This window comes from Capnocytophaga canis (assembly GCF_043187445.1).
Lineage (GTDB): Bacteria > Bacteroidota > Bacteroidia > Flavobacteriales > Flavobacteriaceae > Capnocytophaga > Capnocytophaga canis.
The window spans coordinates 1775619-1795399 of sequence record NZ_CP171121.1 but is presented as its reverse complement, the minus strand read 5'-3'; the positions used below and the strand labels follow the sequence as shown (position 1 = coordinate 1795399).

Genomic DNA, 19781 nt, shown 5'->3' with positions numbered 1-19781 from the left:
TTAGATATTCAAATATTTTTCAAAATAATCCGTCTTGCCTTTCAATTCTTGCAAATATAAATCATCTTCTTTTTCCAGCAGAATGGCATATTCATACCTGCGAAATGTCTGCAAAATCTCTGAAATAGAATCACTTATAATTTTTAAAGTAATCTGAACACGATTGTTATAAGTATTTGAAATTAAGATACCTAACATTCGCCCTTGATGAGACTCTACAATCTGAGCAATTTCACTGAACGAATATCTTTCTTGATCTTTTTCCAAAACAACAAAACTACCCTTTTCTTTCAAAAAAGGCATTTCGGAGAAAAATCCCATCAAATCCTGCAAAAGGTAGTAACCTATGTATTGATTTTGTCCGTCCAAAACAGGAAGAATGTTGGTGTCATATTTTGCAAAAAGCTCCATTGCTTCCTCCCATTTTGCAGTTTCTTTTATGAAGAAAGTATCTAAGTCGTACAAAAAATCACTTATTTGTTCGTCGTGAGAAGCAATTTCTATAGCCTCCAAAGGTAACATTCCAATGAAATGAGAAGCGTTCAGAATAGGAACGTGTGAAACCTGAAAAGAGTCCATTACCGCAACCACCTCTTTTACAGTGGAATGTGGGGTAATGATAGGTAATTTCGTCTGTAATGAATTGTGAATGCTCATCACTAAAGGTATTTTTATGCAAAATAATTAAATTTATTTGACATAACCCATTTTATGAACATATATTTTTGAATGTCGATAAAATAACTGTACTAAGGAGTTTCTATTCAGTGTACTTGATTACAAAATATACATCCGACGCTCTCAAAGGCACTCTATGGTAACTCTAACTAACGGGATGACAAGGTAAAAGAAAAGGATTTTCAAAGCATAATAAATTGTTAGAAACAAGAAAAGCTCCTATAAGGAGCCTTTCTTGTTTAACTTTATTTTCATGGTAGGAAAAATTGCCTAAAATCTGTAGCCTACTCCAATTTTGATGCTGTGGTATTTTATTTCAGAATCTTTAGCAACTTCCGAAAGTCCTAAATCATAACCCGCTCCAACGATAAATTTTCCAAATTCAACACCGCCACCGAAGTTAAGTCCAAAAGTAAAACGATTTATCCCTTCATTTCCAAACTTTACGTCTTTAGCATCTTGCATACCCATCAAACCGATGTTAGCAAATGGTCCCGCAACTAAAAAAACATCAAAAGTTTCCACGTTGATTTTAGTTTTCGCTAATACTGGAATCGTCAATCCTAAAACATTCCCCGTAGATTCTGCATATTTAGACCCTTTTGTATCTACTAATAAACCAGTTTCAATTCCAAAAACCTCATTAAAATAGTGGTCATAAGTAACTCCTACATGAAAACCAAAAGCATTATCAGTTGATCTCCCTTCTCCTGACATTTTGTTGAGATTCACTCCTGCTTTAACAGCCAATCCGCCCTCTTGAGCCAAACCTAATGCACTTACGAAAGCAAATGCTACACTAAATAAAAATTTCTTCATGCTATTTAATTTTTAAAATGTTAACAATAGGGCAAACATACAACTTTTTTTTAAAATAAAAAAATGAGTTATTATTTTGGTTTTACAACTACTTTATCTCCTTTTTTCAAATTTTTACTTACCAGAGTGTACGGGCCTGTGATGATTTCATCCTCTTTTTCAACCCCAGAAATAATCTCAATATTTGTATTATCCTGAATACCAGTTTGTACTGCTCGAAGTTCTGCTTTTCCATCTTTCATTACGAAAACGGCTTCTTGGCGTTTGTCAGCATCTTCTTCAGGTGTTTCTGGATCAATTTCAGACATTTTTTTTATTACAATAGCACTGATGGGTACGGCTACCACATCCTTTTTCTTCATTGTGATGATATCCACCGTGGCAGTCATTCCCGGGCGGAAAGGGGAATAGGTCGAGGGTTTTCCTTGTAACAAATCCTCATAAGAACTTTCTTCGATATGTATTCTCACTTTGAAATTGGTTACTTGATCAACACTCGCTACCGAATTTGCACTATTAGCTATGTTGGTTACTACGCCTTTGAACGTACGTTTCAGATAAGCATCAACCTCAACGTTTACGCTATCCTTCTCGTTTACTTTAATGATATCATTCTCATTCACATCCACCTCTACTTCCATACTTCGGAGGTTAGCAACACGCATAATTTCGGTTCCCGTCATCTGTACGGTTCCTACCACTCGTTCGCCTAATTCCACGTTCAATTTGGAGATAGTTCCATCGGCGGGAGAAAAAATAGCCGTACGCTTTAGATTATCTTGAGCTTCGGAGACACTTGCCATTGCACTTTGTACACTAAATCGTGCGGACTCACGATTAGCCTTAGCTATCTCGTAAGATGACACTGCCTTATCCCAATCGGATTTTGAGATTACACCTTTGTCGAACAACGTTTTACTACGCTTGTAGCTTTCTTCGCTCTCTCTCAATCCCGCCTCAGCCTGTTGTAACGAAGCTCGTACGTTCTCCAATCCTGCAACGCTTCGGTTTACCACCGATTGGTAAATATCCGGATTGATACGCACCAACAAGTCGCCTTTCTTCACACTTTGCCCCTCAAGCACAGGTAAATCAATAATTTCTCCCGACACCTCTGACGAGATTTTTATTTCCAATTCGGGTTGTATTTTCCCTGTAGCCGCCACTTTTTGTGTCAGGGTTGCTAAAGCTATTTTTTGAATCTCTACTTCTTTTCCATTAGGTTCACCACCAAACCAACCTGCTTTTTTTCCTACAATAAGGAGTATAATTCCTAAAACAACTGCCCCAATAATAATCGTTTTTTTGCTCATATAGTTTCTTTTTTTATTTAAGGTATGTAAATTAGGGAAATCCGAGAAATTATACATCTCTCAGATTTAAGCCAAATCATCCATACTTTATTTTTCGCCAAAATAGTACTGCAACACTTTTATCTTGAAAATATATTTATACTTCGCTCTAATGTATTCATTTTCAGCATTTTCATATTGTGTTTTTGCTTGGTTAAAATCAAAGGTAGTCATCAACCCTACATCGTGTCGTTCTTTTGAATAGAGATAGGATTGTTCTTTTGCTTGCATTGTTTTTTCGGAGGCTTCGAATAATTTTCTCGCATTCGACGCATCTGTATATGCTTGATAGACTGTTCTTTCCAAATTCAATACTGCCTGTTCTTTATTCCATTCGGCTTTGAGCAAGTTAAGTTGTTGCCTTTTGATATTGCTTTTGGTTGAAAAACCATTTAAAATTGGAATAGAGAGTCCTAAACCCGCGTACATACCCTTGTTAGCATCCAGTTGATCCAAAAAATTCTGAGCTTGGCTTTTTGACCAACGAGTGTTGTATCCCCATTGAGCAGCCAAACGAGGCGAATAAGCTGATTTTGATAATCTTAGGCTATTTTCTGCTAACTCCACATTGGCTTGAGCGATTTTAATATCCTGCACTACCTCTTTAGCTCGTTGAAAAATCTCATTAGGATTCTTTGACAGAACGTCCGTAATAGGCACATCAAACGAAGTATCTGCGATTTCAAAATTTTGATAATCCTTCAAAAGCAACAGTTGAGCTAATCCCATTTTGGATATGAACAACATATTCTCGGTAGCAATGATTTGCTGTTCCTGTGCAAACACCTGTGATTCAGCTTCGTACACATCTCCCTTTGGTAAAGAACCTGCCTCAATCAAATCCTTTGTACGTTCCAACTGCTGTTTTGATATTTTGGACTGTATCTTTAGGTTTTTCAATTGCTCTTTGTTTGAAAGTACGTCCAAATAAGCATTGATAACCATCAAAACAATATCATCTTTCATCTTTTCGAGGTTGTACTGAGCCGCCATTCTGCCAAGTTCAGCCCGTTTGAGCTGTCGCCAATTTCGCAAACCAGCAAAAAGAGTCATATCCATACTTACTCCTCCTGATGCCGATTGAAAAAACGTATTTTCAAATTGGTTGGTCACAGGATTGATATTCTTTCCCTCATTCAAACTGTAGGTCATATTTGAATTTAAAGAAGGTACAAATGCCCCACGAGCTTGTAACTTATCCACATCTGAAGCACTGAGGTCTATCTCGGATTGTTTGATAGAAATGTTTTTCTCCAAAGCGTGGTTAATGCAATCTTCCAACGTCCATAAAGTTTGGGCATATCCCAATGCAGGAAACAAAAATAAGTATATAAATCTTCTCATGTTACATGATTTTGCCCGCCCAAAGTACTACATTTTTTTGAAATAAAGATGTTTTTTGAGCGTTTTTTTTAAGTTTCAGCCTCAAAACATTGATATACAACATATTCTTTGGATGTGTTTTGCAAATGTCAGATATATCTACAGATTACGCATGTCTGTCACAAAAACTATTTTCCTAAAAAACTCACAAAAGGTTTGCTTACTTCGTTTTTTTTTTCCACCTTTGACCATTCCGATTATTCCAAATTAAAAATAATAGGAATGATACGGACTTTGGTTTGTTTTTTTAAAAAAATATTAATTCTAATGGCACGAAAAAAGATTTTAAAGCGAAATATATTTTTACTTCTAACCGTTGTACTGGCTTGGGGTTGTGATGACTCCTCTACTCCTGCTCCAACACCTGTTGAGGAAATTGTTGAAAAGCTACCTGTTATTGAATATGGATTCAATCTGGACGACTACACTATCGTTAAAGACACTCTAAAATCTGGCGACACCTTTGGGAAGATTCTACAAAGTCACAACATTCAATCCGTTGAAATTCATAACATTTCCAATAAAATCAAAGAGACTTTTGACCCTCGAACGCTACGTGTTGGTAAAATGTACGCCTTACTTTTCGACAAGAAAAACCCTGAAAAGCTACACAGTTTCGTTTACGAACCTTCCATAACGGAATACTATGTAATTCAAATGGCCGATTCAGTTTCGGTTCGAAATGAAAAAAGAGCTATTACGCTTGTTGAAAAAGAAAAAGCTGGTTATATCAAAAGTAGTTTGATTGAGTCCGCTTTGGATGTAGGAATGACTTACAACGTAGCCTTTAATTTGTCGCAAATCTTTGATTATACCATCGACTTTTTCCATTTGCAACAAGGGGATAACTTCAAAATCATCTACGAAGAGCGCTATGTTGAAGATTCCATCTATGCAGGAGTAGCAAACATCAAGGCAGCATACTTTGAACACAAAGGAACTCCTTACTACGCTTTTAACTACGTAACGGATTCAGTTTCTGGAAAAAGAGATTTCTATGATGAAAAAGGGAATACAATGAAACGTATGTTTTTAAAAGCTCCTTTAGAAATTTTTAGAATCACCTCTCGTTTTGGAATGCGTTTCCACCCTGTTTTGCATAGGATGAAAAATCACTTCGGTACGGACTATGCTGCACCTCACGGAACTCCTATCCGAGCTACAGCTGCTGGAACGGTTATCGAAGCAGGATATAACGGAGGAAATGGTAACTACGTAAAAATCAAGCACAATAACACCTATACTACACAATATTTGCACATGTCAAAAATTTTAGTGAAAAAAGGACAACACGTGCCACAGGGACATGTTATTGGAAATGTAGGAAGTACAGGACTGGCGACAGGGCCTCATGTGTGCTACCGCTTCTGGAAAAACGGAAAACAAGTTGATCCTCTAAAAGAAAAAATGCCAGAAGCAATCCCTATGGATGAACGTTTGAAAGAAAAATATCTGCAAGATATCAGTACATTAAAACAACAATTAGATGCTTTGACAGCAACCAAGGTCGAAGAAGAAAAATTAGAAATTTCATTGGAAGAACAAAATCAGGTTACACAATTATAATAGATATGTTAAAAAATATAAACCCTACGCAAACAAAGGCTTGGAAATCATTACAAGCTCATTTTGAAGAAGTAAAAGACATTCACATCAAAACTCTTTTCGAAAAAGATGCTCAACGAGCTTTCAAATTTTCAATAAACTGGAACGATTTTCTGGTAGATTATTCCAAAAACCGAATTGATGAGAAAACTCTTGAGCTATTACTACAACTGGCTGAGGAATGCGAACTGAAGGACGCTATAAACAAGTATTTTGAAGGAGATCTTATTAACGCTACCGAAAAAAGAGCTGTACTACACACAGCGTTACGTGCTGATGAGAATAGCAACATTCAAGTAGATGGAGTAAATGTTCTACCAGAAGTAATTTCTGTCAAAAAACAAATGAAACAGTTTTCAGAGGATGTGATTTCCGGAAAACGCAAAGGATTCACGGGTAAAGCCTTCACCGATGTGGTTAATATCGGTATTGGAGGTTCTGACTTAGGGCCTGTAATGGTTTGTGAAGCATTGAAATACTACAAAAATCAGCTGAACATACACTTTATCAGCAATGTAGACGGTGACCACGTGATGGAGGTTATCAAACATCTTAACCCTGAAACAACACTTTTTGTGATTGTTTCAAAAACCTTTACAACACAAGAAACTCTTAGTAACGCAACTACCGCTAAAGCATGGTTCCTGAAATCAGCAAAACAGGAAGATGTTGCAAAACACTTTGTGGCTGTATCGACGAATTTGCCGAAAATTGCAGAGTTTGGTATTGCTTCGGAAAATGTATTCCCCATGTGGGACTGGGTTGGAGGACGTTTTTCTCTATGGAGTGCGGTAGGTTTAACAATAGCTCTTTCAGTAGGTTATGACAATTTTGAGAAACTACTACAAGGAGCTAACAAAATGGACAAGCATTTCAGAACTGCAGAATTTAAAAATAACATCCCTGTGATTACTGCCCTTTTGAGTGTATGGTATAACAATTTCTATCACGCAGAAAGTCAAGCGATTATTCCTTACTCACAATATCTACACCGTTTCCCTGCATATTTGCAACAAGGCATCATGGAAAGTAACGGAAAATACATAGGACGTGACGGCAAAGCGGTTAATTACCAAACAGGAACTATCATTTGGGGCGAACCCGGAACGAATTCACAACATGCTTTCTTTCAACTTATTCACCAAGGTACAAAATTAATCCCTACGGATTTCATCGGATTTAAAGAATCGCTTTATGGAAACACAGACCATCACAACAAACTTATGGCCAACTTTTTTGCTCAAACCGAAGCGTTGCTCAAAGGCAAAATAGAAGCCGAAGTACGTTCTGAAATGGGTAACAACGTGAACGAAAGTCTTGTACCTTTCAAAGTTTTTGAAGGAAATAAGCCTACTACCACCTTTTTAATTGAGAAATTAACTCCTGAAAGTTTAGGAGCTTTGATCGCTATGTACGAACATAAAATTTTTGTAGAGGGAATTATTTGGAATATCTACAGCTATGATCAATGGGGCGTAGAGCTTGGTAAACAGTTAGCAAACACTATCTTAAAAGACATTGAAACTGTGAACATTTCACAACATGACAGCTCTACAGAAGCTCTGCTACAAGCGTTTAAAAAATAATTTTTAACGTTTCAATACCACTTATATCGTATTAATTTTAACAAATTATATAGTATGAAAAATTTTTTATTCTTATTCATGATAGCAACTTTTTTTGTTGCTTGTGGAAAAGACACGGATAGTACCGTTGCGATAGCTCCACCAGATTGGATACAAGGGGAATGGTATACTTTTGATGGAAAAAAAAGAATTATGTTTAAAACGAATGATTTTTGCTTTAAAGAAAACGAAAAAGCAGATGATTGCTACAAAGGAAAAATAGACTCTAAAGCAATTCGAGTTACGAAACAAACATCTGAAAACAAAAAGCATTACACGATTACGTTGACAGATGCCCAAGGAAAGAATACAGAATATGTATTTACTTGGGAGTCTGGTTCAAGAATTAGCTATAAAGGAACTACTTACATGAAAGGATAAACAATTTCGCTTTATTATCTTTTTAGAAAAATTCAACAAACTTTGTCAAATCCTCTGTAATTAAGATTTGACAAAGTTTATTATCTCACAAGCAAGATAATATGTTATTTAATACGATATTCGAAACACTCAAAACTTACTCCAACGAACAGAAAGCCAAGGAAATGAGTCGGTATATGAAAAATAATTTTCTTTTCTTAGGGGTACAATCTCCTATTCGCAAGAAAATTACAAAGCCTTTTCTCGCTACACTTAAAAAAGATAATGCTATTGCTTGGGAACTTATTGAACAATGTTGGCAGAATCCATATCGAGAACTACAGTACTTCGCTTTGGATTATTTGGGTTTGAAAAAAGAGTTCCTTACTCTCGCGGACATTCCAAAACTTAAGGATTTGGCACTGCGTAAATCTTGGTGGGACTCGATTGACCAACTGGATAGAATTATCGGAGGTATCGCACTGCGGTTCCCTGAGTTAAATCATACTCTTCTCGTATGGAGCGTTGACGATAACTTTTGGCTAAGACGTATTGCAATTGACCATCAACTGCTCCGAAAGGAAAAAACTAATACAGATTTATTAGAGAAAATCATAGTAAATAACCTCGAACAAACGGAATTTTTTATTAATAAAGCCATTGGATGGTCTCTTCGGGATTACAGCAAAACTAATCCAGAGTGGGTACGCGATTTCATTAAAAGACACGAATCTAAAATGACAAAATTGAGTGTCAGAGAAGCCTGTAAATACATTTAAATCATAAACATATTTTGAATTTACACAAATTTTTAAACTATTTTTTACATAAATATATTATTGGTGACATGATATACATCAAAACTTTAGAAGAGATTGAGATAATGAGAGAAAGTGCTCAGGTGGTTTCACGAACTTTGGGCGTTTTAGCAAAAGAAATCAAACCAGGTATTACGACCCTGCAATTAGATAAAATCGCAGAGGAATATATCCGAAGCCAAGGAGCAGTTCCTGGTTTTTTGGGGCTCTATGGATTCCCTAACACCTTATGCGTCAGTCCAAACGCTCAAGTAGTTCACGGTATCCCAAACAACATACCTTTGCAAGAGGGTGACATCGTTTCGATTGATTGTGGAGCATTAAAAAACGGTTTTTATGGAGACCACGCCTATACTTTTGCCGTTGGCGAAATATCTGATGAGGTAAAAAAACTCTTGCAAGTTACTAAAGAATCTCTTTACGTAGGTATACGAGAGTTCAAAACTGGAAATCGCGTGGGAGATGTAGGCTTTGCTATTCAGAACCATTGCGAGAGACACGGATATGGCATCGTCCGAGAGCTCGTGGGACATGGTGTTGGCAAAAAAATGCACGAAGATCCGGAAATGCCCAACTATGGAAAACGCGGAAATGGAAAACGATTCCGAGATGGAATGGTTGTGGCTATTGAACCCATGGTAAACATGGGAACACACAAAGTAAAGCAACTTAGAGATAAATGGACGATCCTAACCGCTGACGGACAACCATCGGCTCATTTCGAACATAATGTTGCCATCGTAAACGGAAAACCAAAGTTACTTTCTACCTTCAAATACATATATGAAGCTCTGGGTATTGAAAGTGATGAAGAAAAGGAATTCGAATTCTCATAGGCGTTATCTGAAAATAATTGAACTATGTTTTTTCAGTACTGATAAAGGATAAACAACCATCCTTAAAAGGTGTAATCAACTAATTTACAATTAATTAGGTTTTGCTTAAAATAGACAAAGGTTTATGTATTTATGCTCAAAACCCTGCAGAGTTTTTATTACTGTACTCAAAAACACTACAAGGCTCCTATAACAAAATCATCGCCTATTACGCCCTTGTAAAAGTTGCGTTCTGGGCGATGCCATCAATATATTACTAGTAACTACAGCTCAACCCCAAATAGAAATCATATTTATATTACCTTTGTAATGAGTCCATTTGCTTCTGGCAATATAAATAATCCCCCTAAAAAAGATTTTATGACCTTTTTAGGGGGATTAAATACTATCTACTTGCGTTTGCTGTCCAAGTTTTTCCGTCTTTCGAGTATTTGATTATCAGAGTTGAAGCCGTAATGCGAATGACTTTTAATCCCTCCTCTAAATCAATGTTTATTAGATTGTTGTTTCCTTTCTGCATCTTTACGCCCGAAAGGTCTTCAATCCCGTCAGAAAATCTGAAATAGTAGTTATCTCCTACTTTGCCGACTGTTACAGAGCCATTGTCAGAGTTCTGTTCTCCATCGCTACTCTTATAACTGATACTACCTTTGTATGTACCAACAAAGATGTCATTGTCAGCAGGGTCATCACTCTTACTGCAAGAAAACAATACTGCCGATAGGCAAATCATACCTAAAAATGTAATTAGTTTTTTCATTTTGTTATAGTTTTATGTTATACGATAAATAAAATACAACAATAGTGCCAAAGTTTTGTTTTTTAATTTTTATTTTAAAATTAAGCGTGATAAAAATGTATTTTAACAGTTTTATTTTAACATTTTCTTTCCGTTATTAATTTATGTTGAATAAAAGTCTTTTAGGTTTGTTTTTGATGAAAATCAGAGTTTTCAAAATTAGTATGGTTTAGATGTTTTTGATATCCTAAGCAACATACAGCGTTTTAAAATAAAAAAGAAGTTGCCCTTTTCGGGCAACTTCCTTTTTTACTGTACGCACTTACTTCTAATAAGGAGTATTACTTATAGCTCGTTTTGTTTGCAAAGAGGATTACCTATAATTTCACCGTAAGGAATAGCAAACTGCCAAAATTTACTGTCCATTGTTTTTGGTAAATTTACTGCGTTTATGCCAGAATTACGGTCAATTGCAGTCTGCTTCTCCGGTCCAGTCAAGTAAACCTGAATATTTTTTGACTTTAGACGATTTGGAATTACTCCTAAGCGTTTCATGTCAAAAAATCGTTGTCCTTCCATCCAAAGATCAATACGTTTGTTTCTCATAATCTCCTCTTTCAATGCATCACCTGTAGCAACCGTATTGTAATCTACATCGCGGGTTTTCATAATTTCGTTAAGCGTAGCCTGTGCATCTGAATCTTTACCTTGTCGAGCTTGTGCCTCAGCTAAGATGTAGTACATTTCTGCCAAACGCATCAAAACAGCATCTCCTCTACTATCAGAGTTAGATAAAGCCTTATATTTAATGGATTGACCAGTTACTTCCCATTTAGGATCTTTCTCCCCTCCTGAAAAATATTCTGCATCTGCATCTGCTGGAATTTTATCTCCTCTATCAAGGCATACCCACCATTTGCGTCTTACGTCCTTTTCGCCCATTTGATCATAGATATCTCTATTAACTGCATAGCGTAATGATTTATTATGCCCTCTAAAATTATATGAATAAGAGGAATTAAAATGAGAAAAATACCCTTGTTGTTCTGCATTTTGAGTATATCCCCACATCCATTCAGTAGCACTATAATTATTAAACCCATCAATCAGTGCATTTCCTACCTGAAGTGTAGCTCCTGACTTATCAATAGCTAACTTAGCATATTTTTCAGCCTTAGCCCATTCTGATTTTGTCAATGCAATACGTGCTGCTATACCACAAGCCGTAGAATAACGAATAACATTCTTGAACTTTTTGTCTGGAGCATTTTTTAAAAATTCCAATGCTTTTTCCATATCTGCATCAATAAAGGCATATACTTCTGCTACGGTTGAACGTGGTAGGTTGTCTTCTAATTTATCTGGTGTACGAATAATTACCCCTAATTGACTGTTAGTTCCTCCTGCCTCATATCGTTTTGCAAATAACTGTACCAAATTATGGTAGGCGAATGCTCTTAAGGCATGAGCCTGTCCCAAAATAAATTGTCTCTGCTCTGGAAGCATATCAACCTGTTCTACTCCTAGAAAAACCTTATTTGCATGCTGAATTATTGTATAGTAGTAGTCCCAAGTTTTATAGTTAATGAATCCATCAGCATGAACCTTGTGATGGTCTTGGTAACGATATACTGGCATATGATACGCTGGTTTTGTGTTAATCATATCATCTCCCAACATATCCAATTGAGCAGCAATCCCTTGTTGTCCTAATCCTCCTACTTGTCCTCCATGATTGTACATATACATCATGTTATGGATACCATTGGCGATAGCCTCCAATCCCTCAACAGTAGTTTCAGCATCAGTTTGTCCCATTCGATTAGAAGGTTTTGTTTCTAAAAAATCTTTTGAACATCCTACGGCTAAAATCAATGAGAAAATTAATATTGTTTTGTAAAATCTATTCATTTTTCAATGTTTTAAAGTTATTATTAAAATGAAACGGACAGACCACAAGATACCACTTTTGCATAGTCATATCCTATGTTACTTGCAGTTCCTGAGAAACTATTCATTGGATTCATCCCTTTTCGCTTTGACCATAAGAATAGGTTTTCAGCTGAAATTCCTATCCGTAAGTTGGTGATCCCGTAAGGAGTCAAAACTTCTTTCGGCAACGAATATCCAACGGACAAATTTCTTAACATCAATGAGGTTCTTGAAATCAAGAATCTATTAGAGCTCTTTGAAGCATGTTCTCCCGCTGTTGAATCATCTAAACGAGGAACATCGGTTATATCACCTGGCTTTTTCCACGCGTTCCACAAATCAACGTGAGCTGCTGTTCCCGAATTCTTATCTCTACTCATAAGTCCTTGGTAAGGAGCATCGTACGCTTTACCTCCTAACATATAAGTAAACTGAACCCCGAATTCAAAACCTTTCCAATTCACATTTGTTCCAAAACCTCCTTGTAAATCAGGAATCGCCGAACCTGAAAAATCGTGTTTTGCAACGTTATAATCATACGTATAAGCGGAGTATTTGTCTTTATCAACTCCTTTAAATTGAGCGTGGTTTACATCTGCATAGCTTGGATATTGTTCTGCGTCAATCACATACATAGCATGTCCCGTATCAGGATTTACTCCTGCCCATTGAGGGAGGTAGTAGTCGTAAACGCTGTATCCCTCCATGTAACGATAGTTTCCATTAGCCTGCCCTAATTTTCTGCTATGATCAGGTAAACGTAATACCTTGTTTTTCAAAATGGTTCCATTAGCGGTAAAGCTCCATTTGAAATCAGGTTTTTCTACCAAATCTACTGTTAACTCAATTTCAATCCCTCTATTTTGAACTTTTCCAATGTTTTTATTGATGCTTCCGATACCAGTTGAAGTTGGTAAAGGAAAGGCAAAGATAAGATCATCGGACTCTTTGTTGAATAATTCAACGGTACCTTTCAAGCGTTTTAGTATATCAAATTCCAATGCAATATCAGTACTTACTTGTTTTTCCCACAGTAAATTAGGATACCCATAGGTTGCTATTCTCAATCCTGCATTTGTGTTATTATTACTAAATGAATACGCTGTTTGATATGGGTAGAAGCCAGAAGTTGCATCGTTCCCTGTAGTTCCGTAAGAAGCTCTTAATTTTAGCTGATCAATCCAAGAAACATTTGCCAAAAACGCTTCTTTTTTAAGATGCCAGCCTGCTCCCACTGACCAAAAGTTACCCCAACGGTGGTTTTTATGGAAACGGGAAGAGCCATCACGACGGAAAGAGAATGAAAAATCATATTTACTATCAAAACCGTAGTTAAATCTTCCGAAATACCCCTCTTTGGTGTATTCGTCCGTACTGGAGCTAGCACTTGAGAGTTCTATAAAATTGCCCATTTCGTCAATTCCCAAGAAAGCCATTCCTTTTTTACTGGTTTCACTTTCAATTACTTGATATTTATAACTTTCATGTCCTAAGAGAGCATTTATGTTGTGCTTTCCAAAAGTTTTGTTGTAATCGAATACTTGATTGAAAGTTGTTGTTGCATTTTTGTAATGACTGATTCGTAATAATCCCTCGGGTTGGTCTCCAAAAATGTTATTATAACGGCGTTTCGTTGTATAGCGTAATACATCATGTGCATAGCTTAATTTCAACTTCAACTCTGGTAAGAAACGTAGTTCTGCAAAACTTCTTGTGTTAGCCGAGTTATTATCCGTTGTTAAAAGATCTACTTCAGTCAAATAGATGGGATTATAATTACCAGCAAAGAGACGTGATTGGCTGTAGTCGTACACTTTATTCCCTTTGTCATCATATACATAACTCCCATCAGGGTTATGCTTATGAATTGGATAAATTGGAGCAATATTTCTTATGTAACGAAACGTATTGGCGGTCTGATTCCCTGTGAGTGTTGGGGAATGGTTTACCATGGTACTATACCCAATGTTGGTTCCTACGGTTAACCATTTGTTAACATCATAGCTAAGATTTGCTCTTCCTGCGAAACGTTCGTAATCGGATGCAACCTGATATCCATCTTCTTTCAAGTAATTCAAAGAAAAGTAAGATTTAAGATTTTCCGTATTGTGACTAACATTAATGCTGTGTTCATTTCTGACTCCTGTTCTAAACAGAGCTTTTTCCCAATCTAAATCTTCAGCCCATAAAAGTCCTGTAATACTTGGATTTAACGTTCCATCCATCATCATAACTGCAGGATAAACGAATCTTCCTGATGGTTTTGTTTCATGATAATTCCATTTACCTCCTGCAAATTGATAATACGAATTAATTCCAGCATAGGGAATGTATTCTGGTGTATATTGTTGAATCATATCATAATTTGCCCAAGCAGCTGCTTGTTCATCGGTAAGTTTCCTGTTGTACTTATAATGGTTGAACCATTGTTGAAAACGAAGTGGTAAATGATCCATAGCCCCCACTTTCTCGTAATCTTCTTGTCCTCTTGTTGAAAAGCCTATGTTATTTGAGTATGTAAACGAAGGTTTTCCTTTTTTTCCTCTTGAACCACTTTTGGTAGTAATCAACACAACTCCATTTCCTGCACTTGAACCATACAAGGAAGTAGAGGCAGCGTCTTTCAACACAGAAATGCTTTCAACATCTTGCATCACGATATCTGAAATTCGTCCATTATAAATAGAGCCGTCAAGTACATAAATAGGGTCGCTACCCGCATTTATGGAACCAAATCCTCTAATACGAATAGAACTTGAGGAACCAGGCTGTCCACTTGAAAGGGTTGATTGAACTCCAGGTGCTATACCTGACAAGGCTGTTGTAAGGTTAGTGATTGGTCTTGTTTCTAATTGTTTAGCCGAAACCATAGCTTGTGAACCTACTAGGGACTGTTTCTTAGCAGTTCCATAAGCAACAACAACCACCTCTTCCAGTTCGTGAGCTTCTTCTTCCATGATTACGTCTATTTTGGTAGTAGATGCCGAAACTGGTCTATCAATAGGCTTCATTCCTAAAGCGACAAAATGAAGCACTTCTCCTGCCTTCGCTTTGATAGAATAATTTCCATCAAAGTCGGTCGCTACGCCACGTGTGGTTCCTTTGATCGTAACTGTAACACCTAATAAAGGTTGACCAGACTCATCCTTTACCATACCCGTGATTGTTTTTTCTTGTGCAAACACAAATTGCAACGCGAAGAAAAACAATGACAGTGTCGAAATTAATTTTCCTCTCATTTTTTATCCTTTTTAAATTAGTCCGCAAAGATTTATTTTTTTTTTAGTAAATACAAATTTTTTAATCTGTTGAAACCTTGCAAGTGAACTTATCTAAAAAAATAGATAAAAATAAAATAATAGTGAAAAATATTCAGATTTTTATTTAATTGTTTGTCATTTAATTAATATTATACGTAAAATAAAATTATTTCTGCTGATTTTGATTAAAAATATATTTTGCTGTAAAATAATCCAATGTGTTGTTTTTATAAAAATAAAACACTGATTATCAATATTTTATTTTTAAGTTCGTTTATTTTGTAATAATATCGAGTAAATATTGTTAAAAAACAATTTTAACTATATTTAAGACACGATTACGCGAATCGGAATATGTTAAAAAGTACTATTTCCTTAAGTTTTTAATTAAGAAGTGTAGGCTCCTCTTGTAATCCTTCTTTGGTTACAATATATTCTTTATTGCCCATTACCCTTGTAAACTTTTTGTTGAACCACACAACTGTTTTAGAATATCTATCAAATGTAATTTTCTTCTTTTCAGGAAGATATAACTTTATGCGTATTTCCTGTCCTCTGAAAAGTCCTCCTTTTTCAATTTTATAATGATTAGGTAACAAAATAGTGTCGTTTTTGATTTCCAACGGGTATAAAGTCTTATCAATATTGAGTTTAGCTTTTGGAATGTTTCCTCCTCTGGTAGTTCTCATAACCTCCAAATAGGGCTGTTTATCAGTTACGTAAATTTCAATATTCTCGTTGTGATACATAAACATACTCCCGTCATGATCTACATAGTTTGAGGAAAAAACATCATCTAACAGCATAAACTGGCTACGAGCATTTTGCACAACTAAGGTGTTGTCCGAATTTTGTAAACTATATTTTTGAGTGTCAAATGTATAGGCTTTAAAACTACGGATTGTGCTACCTGCAACAATGCTCATTCCAATAATTCCTACAAAAAACAGGATTACGTTTGTAACAATCCATTTCTTTGGAAATGTGGCTTTTTTAGAGGAGAATAGATTGATTAACAGTTTTATAGGGACGAATAATGCTACAAATGACAACATAGATATTGACACATAAAGCAATACTAATTCCCATTTTGTTTCAATCAAAAACGGTAGGTAGTCATATACCAGCATTGTCCCTCCCATCGTTCCTAAAAAGAATATATTTATTCCGAAAAATGCTAAAGATAAACCAACAAATAGCACTAGCAAAATACTCAAAATAATCGCTGTAATGAAATAGAAAATCCCTTTAAAAAAACCTCTGACGATTCCCCAAAAACTAAAATTGTTGCTTTTTGGCACAAATTTAAACTCAGCTCTTTCTGAATTTTCGGAGGCTTCTGCGTCTGCTTTTAAAAAATTATTTTTAGGGTTATTCATTGATAACCATAACATTACATACAAAATAACACAAAATAAAGAAAATAAGGCTTCTTCAAATGGTAGACTTAATAAAACTAACAAAGCATAACCAATTCGCAACCACGTTACGTCCCAGTTGTAATATTCACTCATCCCTGCAAAAACTCCTAAAAATTTGCCTTTCTGTTTGTTTAATCGCATACGAATTTTGTCCGAATCATAGCTTTCTTTTGCGGATGAAAGCGTGTCAATGTTCACTTCTTTGCCTCGCATTGCCAATTTATCGGCTGTGGTTTTAGCGATCGGAATAATCGAAGCAAACAAGAGATAAACCGAAGTCCAAATCATTGCGTAAAATGGGTATAAGTAGTACAGTTTTGGAATTACCAGCATTAACAAATATACACTTAAAAAGAGAATCCTCAGCCAAACAGCTTCCATGTCTAAATAATGCGACAATCCGGAGAAAACACCAGCCAAACGTTTGTTTTCCAAATCACGGAAGAGTTTCTTATGTCTGAAAAAGTTAGGGATCTTATTCATTGCTCCTTTCAGATCGGATGTATTGTATTGATTTTTAGTATCTCTATCCATTTCTTCAAAAGAATAGTCGTGTGATGCTTCCTCATCAATGTATTGCTCGGGTGTTCCCAAAACATCTATCAAATAGACGACATCTTGACTGACAATTACCTCTCTGCCTTTCATTTGAGTTTTTAGTAATTCCGCCATACGTTGTTCCACGTCGTATATAATTTCTTCAGTATCAGATGTGTTACCTAAAGATTTGCGTACGTCATTCAAATATTTTAAAAGCTGTTGATAGGCTCTATCTTCTATCAAAAAAGCAAATCCGCCTAAACTAATATTGTGTGTTTTGTCCATAACTTAAATAATTTTGTTTACCATTGTTTGTAATTCGTGCCACGTTTTGACGATTTCTTGGAGAAAGATTTTCCCATTATCGGTCAGTTCGTAATACTTTCGGGGAGGTCCCGAAGTCGATTCTTTCCAATTGTAGTCCAATAGTTTTTCGTTTTTCAGTCGCGTTAAAAGTGGATATAACGTACCTTCAACTACAATCATATCAGCTGCTTTAAGGTTTTCAATAATGTCTGAAACATACGCTTCATTCTGCTTGCTGATGATGGAAAGAATACACATCTCCAAAATGCCTTTACGCATTTGAGTTTTTGTTTTTTCTGTGTTTACTTCCATAAGAAATTTAAAGATTTAAAAATTAAAAATTCGAAGATTAAAGGTTTTTGCTTGTGTTTTACTCCTTGTAAATAATACTATTTATGCTTTTTTCTGCTTTATCATTACATATTTTCATTTTTTAGTACTTTGTTGTGGCAAATATATAACAAAAAATAATACTATGCAATACATAGTACTAAAATATTTACTTTTAATGGAGAGGCTGACCTATGTGCCAAACCAAAGAGTGAAATACCTTATTTTAGAATGTAGCTTTTCGCCTCCGTATGATGATTATTTTTTTTGAGAATAAAGCACATTTTTGCAACGAATTTCGCAAAACGAGGTTGCTAATTCGTAATTGATTTCGTATCTTTGCATTAATTTTTAATATACTAAAGATGCAAGCAGATAAATCATTGCGTGTTTACGATAGCCTACTTGATTTGATAGGCGATACTCCTCTTGTAAGACTTCATAAAATAACCAAAGACCTCAAAGGACAATTTTTTGCTAAAATTGAAGCTTTTAATGCTGGGCAATCATCTAAGGATCGTATTGCTGCCTATATCATCGACCAAGCCGAAAAAAATGGATTGCTCAAAGCTGGTAGCACTATCGTGGAGACCAGTTCAGGAAATACAGGGTTTAGTCTTTCGATGATAGGTGCAATAAAAGGATATCGTTGTATTATCGCTATCAGTGATAAATCATCTATGGATAAGGTTGAAATGCTTGAGGCTTTGGGTGCAGAGGTACATCTATGTCCGTCCAATGTAGCTCCTGATGATCCACGTTCCTACTATCAAGTGGCTAAACAAATCCATGAGAATACACCTAATTCTGTTTATATAAATCAGTATTTCAATGAGTTAAACATACAAGCACATTACCATTCCACAGGACGGGAAATCTGGGAACAAACACAAGGTAGGGTGACCCACGTGGTAGTTTGTAGTGGTACAGGAGGTACAATATCAGGTATTGGACGCTACCTGAAAGAACAAAATCCGAATGTAAAGATATTGGGAGTAGATGCTTATGGTTCTGCCATCAAAAAATATCATGAAACACGTGAATTTGACCCCGCTGAAATATATCCATACAAAATTGAAGGTTTGGGTAAAAACCTCATTCCAACCGCAACCGATTTTGATGTTATTGATGAATTTGTCAAAGTAACTGACAAAGAAAGTGCTTTGATGGCTCGTGAGATGGCTCGAAGTGAAGGTCTTTTCATGGGATACACTTGTGGAGCGGCTATGCAGGCGGTGAAACAATATGCCGAAATGGGTAAATTTGATGAAAATAGTGTGGTAGTGGTACTATTTCCAGATCATGGATCTCGTTATATGAGCAAGATTTACAATAACGAATGGATGAAACAACAAGGATTTCTGTGAAGTGAATGAATTACAGCATTGCTATTAGTACTTTTCGAGTACATATTTTACCATAAAAACAAGGATTGCGGATTTTGTGATTCCATAAAACAAAAATAATTTAGACATATGTCTTTCACAGCACAAGAACGAAAAGAACTTACCGCAATCAAAGGAATAGGAGATACTTTTGTAAACCGTTTGGAGCAAATGGGATTTGATTCAGTAGACAAACTTGCAGAAGCATCGGTCGATTTTATTCTGTTAGCAGGTTCACAAATTACCAAAAGTAGTTGCTATAAAAACAGTCCTCAAGCACGTAAAGCCGCTGAAGAGGCAATCTATTGGGCAGAAGAAAAGATGAAACCCCTGTAGGAACAAAAATTTTTAAGAGTGTAAAACAAACATTTTCTGCCAGGAAGATACAACAA

16 protein-coding genes are annotated in these 19781 nt (G+C 35.9%); 7 read left to right on the top strand and 9 right to left on the bottom strand.

The genetic code is table 11. The features are described 5' to 3' along the window. The 4 genes from ACF3OB_RS07610 to ACF3OB_RS07595 all read right to left on the bottom strand — a co-directional run bounded on the left by ACF3OB_RS07610 (position 1) and on the right by ACF3OB_RS07595 (position 4193). Positions 1–657: a CBS domain-containing protein gene (locus tag ACF3OB_RS07610; protein ID WP_392447318.1), complete on the bottom strand. Its 657-nt coding sequence runs from the start codon at positions 655–657 to the stop codon at positions 1–3. 291 nt (positions 658–948) lie between these two features. Beyond that, a complete protein-coding gene (locus tag ACF3OB_RS07605) occupies positions 949–1497 on the bottom strand; it encodes a porin family protein (RefSeq protein ID WP_172917816.1) in 549 nt (182 codons plus the stop codon). Between the two features lie 71 nt (positions 1498–1568). Beyond that, positions 1569–2810: an efflux RND transporter periplasmic adaptor subunit gene (locus ACF3OB_RS07600; protein WP_095894449.1), complete on the bottom strand. Its 1242-nt coding sequence runs from the start codon at positions 2808–2810 to the stop codon at positions 1569–1571. Between the two features lie 87 nt (positions 2811–2897). Further along, a complete protein-coding gene (locus tag ACF3OB_RS07595; RefSeq protein WP_042343854.1) occupies positions 2898–4193 on the bottom strand; it encodes a TolC family protein in 1296 nt (431 codons plus the stop codon). 306 nt (positions 4194–4499) lie between these two features. Here ACF3OB_RS07595 and ACF3OB_RS07590 point away from each other — a divergent pair, with 306 nt between their 5' ends. The 5 genes from ACF3OB_RS07590 to map all read left to right on the top strand — a co-directional run bounded on the left by ACF3OB_RS07590 (position 4500) and on the right by map (position 9476). Further along, positions 4500–5798, top strand: a complete 1299-nt coding sequence (locus ACF3OB_RS07590; protein ID WP_042343855.1) for a M23 family metallopeptidase — start codon at positions 4500–4502, stop codon at positions 5796–5798. A 5-nt stretch (positions 5799–5803) separates the two neighbouring features. After that, positions 5804–7423 (top strand): glucose-6-phosphate isomerase, encoded by a 1620-nt coding sequence (pgi, locus tag ACF3OB_RS07585; protein ID WP_392447315.1) that lies wholly within the window; start codon positions 5804–5806, stop codon positions 7421–7423. A gap of 54 nt (positions 7424–7477) precedes the next feature. Beyond that, on the top strand, positions 7478–7843 hold the full coding sequence (locus ACF3OB_RS07580) for a hypothetical protein (protein WP_172919124.1): 366 nt from the start codon (positions 7478–7480) through the stop codon (positions 7841–7843). A gap of 101 nt (positions 7844–7944) precedes the next feature. After that, positions 7945–8601: a DNA alkylation repair protein gene (locus ACF3OB_RS07575; RefSeq protein ID WP_172919123.1), complete on the top strand. Its 657-nt coding sequence runs from the start codon at positions 7945–7947 to the stop codon at positions 8599–8601. A 68-nt stretch (positions 8602–8669) separates the two neighbouring features. After that, positions 8670–9476 (top strand): type I methionyl aminopeptidase, encoded by an 807-nt coding sequence (map, locus tag ACF3OB_RS07570; RefSeq protein ID WP_042343858.1) that lies wholly within the window; start codon positions 8670–8672, stop codon positions 9474–9476. Between the two features lie 385 nt (positions 9477–9861). Here map and ACF3OB_RS07565 read toward each other — a convergent pair whose 3' ends face one another. From ACF3OB_RS07565 to ACF3OB_RS07545, 5 genes are all read right to left on the bottom strand, one after another. Then, positions 9862–10236, bottom strand: coding sequence for a hypothetical protein (locus ACF3OB_RS07565; protein WP_172917812.1), 375 nt, complete (start codon positions 10234–10236; stop codon positions 9862–9864). Between the two features lie 324 nt (positions 10237–10560). Then, positions 10561–12126 carry a RagB/SusD family nutrient uptake outer membrane protein gene (locus ACF3OB_RS07560; protein WP_172915034.1) on the bottom strand — a complete coding sequence of 522 codons (1566 nt, stop codon included), beginning with the start codon at positions 12124–12126 and terminating at the stop codon, positions 10561–10563. 23 nt (positions 12127–12149) lie between these two features. Next, the gene (locus ACF3OB_RS07555; protein WP_392447311.1) at positions 12150–15386 is read right to left on the bottom strand and encodes a SusC/RagA family TonB-linked outer membrane protein; all 3237 of its coding nucleotides are present in this window, start codon (positions 15384–15386) and stop codon (positions 12150–12152) included. A 404-nt stretch (positions 15387–15790) separates the two neighbouring features. Then, positions 15791–17653 (bottom strand): PspC domain-containing protein, encoded by a 1863-nt coding sequence (locus ACF3OB_RS07550; protein ID WP_392447309.1) that lies wholly within the window; start codon positions 17651–17653, stop codon positions 15791–15793. Positions 17654–17656: 3 nt separating this feature from the next. Then, positions 17657–17986 carry a PadR family transcriptional regulator gene (locus ACF3OB_RS07545; RefSeq protein WP_042007682.1) on the bottom strand — a complete coding sequence of 110 codons (330 nt, stop codon included), beginning with the start codon at positions 17984–17986 and terminating at the stop codon, positions 17657–17659. Positions 17987–18369: 383 nt separating this feature from the next. On the opposite strand from ACF3OB_RS07545, the gene ACF3OB_RS07540 reads away from it, so the two are divergent. Together ACF3OB_RS07540 and ACF3OB_RS07535 are read left to right on the top strand one after the other, a co-directional pair. Next, entirely contained in the window at positions 18370–19371 is a 1002-nt protein-coding gene (locus ACF3OB_RS07540) for a PLP-dependent cysteine synthase family protein (RefSeq protein WP_042007680.1), read from the top strand. A gap of 108 nt (positions 19372–19479) precedes the next feature. Beyond that, positions 19480–19725 (top strand): recombinase RecA, encoded by a 246-nt coding sequence (locus tag ACF3OB_RS07535; RefSeq protein WP_095911969.1) that lies wholly within the window; start codon positions 19480–19482, stop codon positions 19723–19725. Positions 19726–19781 lie beyond the last annotated feature (56 nt).

What these genes read in the sequence shown, in the direction of transcription:
- ACF3OB_RS07610 (WP_392447318.1), bottom strand. Translation starts at nt 657, where the DNA reads ATGAGCATTCACAATTCATTACAGACGAAATTACCTATCATTACCCCA.
- ACF3OB_RS07605 (WP_172917816.1), bottom strand. Translation starts at nt 1,497, where the DNA reads ATGAAGAAATTTTTATTTAGTGTAGCATTTGCTTTCGTAAGTGCATTA.
- ACF3OB_RS07600 (WP_095894449.1), bottom strand. Translation starts at nt 2,810, where the DNA reads ATGAGCAAAAAAACGATTATTATTGGGGCAGTTGTTTTAGGAATTATA.
- ACF3OB_RS07595 (WP_042343854.1), bottom strand. Translation starts at nt 4,193, where the DNA reads ATGAGAAGATTTATATACTTATTTTTGTTTCCTGCATTGGGATATGCC.
- ACF3OB_RS07590 (WP_042343855.1), top strand. Translation starts at nt 4,500, where the DNA reads ATGGCACGAAAAAAGATTTTAAAGCGAAATATATTTTTACTTCTAACC.
- pgi (WP_392447315.1), top strand. Translation starts at nt 5,804, where the DNA reads ATGTTAAAAAATATAAACCCTACGCAAACAAAGGCTTGGAAATCATTA.
- ACF3OB_RS07580 (WP_172919124.1), top strand. Translation starts at nt 7,478, where the DNA reads ATGAAAAATTTTTTATTCTTATTCATGATAGCAACTTTTTTTGTTGCT.
- ACF3OB_RS07575 (WP_172919123.1), top strand. Translation starts at nt 7,945, where the DNA reads ATGTTATTTAATACGATATTCGAAACACTCAAAACTTACTCCAACGAA.
- map (WP_042343858.1), top strand. Translation starts at nt 8,670, where the DNA reads ATGATATACATCAAAACTTTAGAAGAGATTGAGATAATGAGAGAAAGT.
- ACF3OB_RS07565 (WP_172917812.1), bottom strand. Translation starts at nt 10,236, where the DNA reads ATGAAAAAACTAATTACATTTTTAGGTATGATTTGCCTATCGGCAGTA.
- ACF3OB_RS07560 (WP_172915034.1), bottom strand. Translation starts at nt 12,126, where the DNA reads ATGAATAGATTTTACAAAACAATATTAATTTTCTCATTGATTTTAGCC.
- ACF3OB_RS07555 (WP_392447311.1), bottom strand. Translation starts at nt 15,386, where the DNA reads ATGAGAGGAAAATTAATTTCGACACTGTCATTGTTTTTCTTCGCGTTG.
- ACF3OB_RS07550 (WP_392447309.1), bottom strand. Translation starts at nt 17,653, where the DNA reads ATGGACAAAACACACAATATTAGTTTAGGCGGATTTGCTTTTTTGATA.
- ACF3OB_RS07545 (WP_042007682.1), bottom strand. Translation starts at nt 17,986, where the DNA reads ATGGAAGTAAACACAGAAAAAACAAAAACTCAAATGCGTAAAGGCATT.
- ACF3OB_RS07540 (WP_042007680.1), top strand. Translation starts at nt 18,370, where the DNA reads ATGCAAGCAGATAAATCATTGCGTGTTTACGATAGCCTACTTGATTTG.
- ACF3OB_RS07535 (WP_095911969.1), top strand. Translation starts at nt 19,480, where the DNA reads ATGTCTTTCACAGCACAAGAACGAAAAGAACTTACCGCAATCAAAGGA.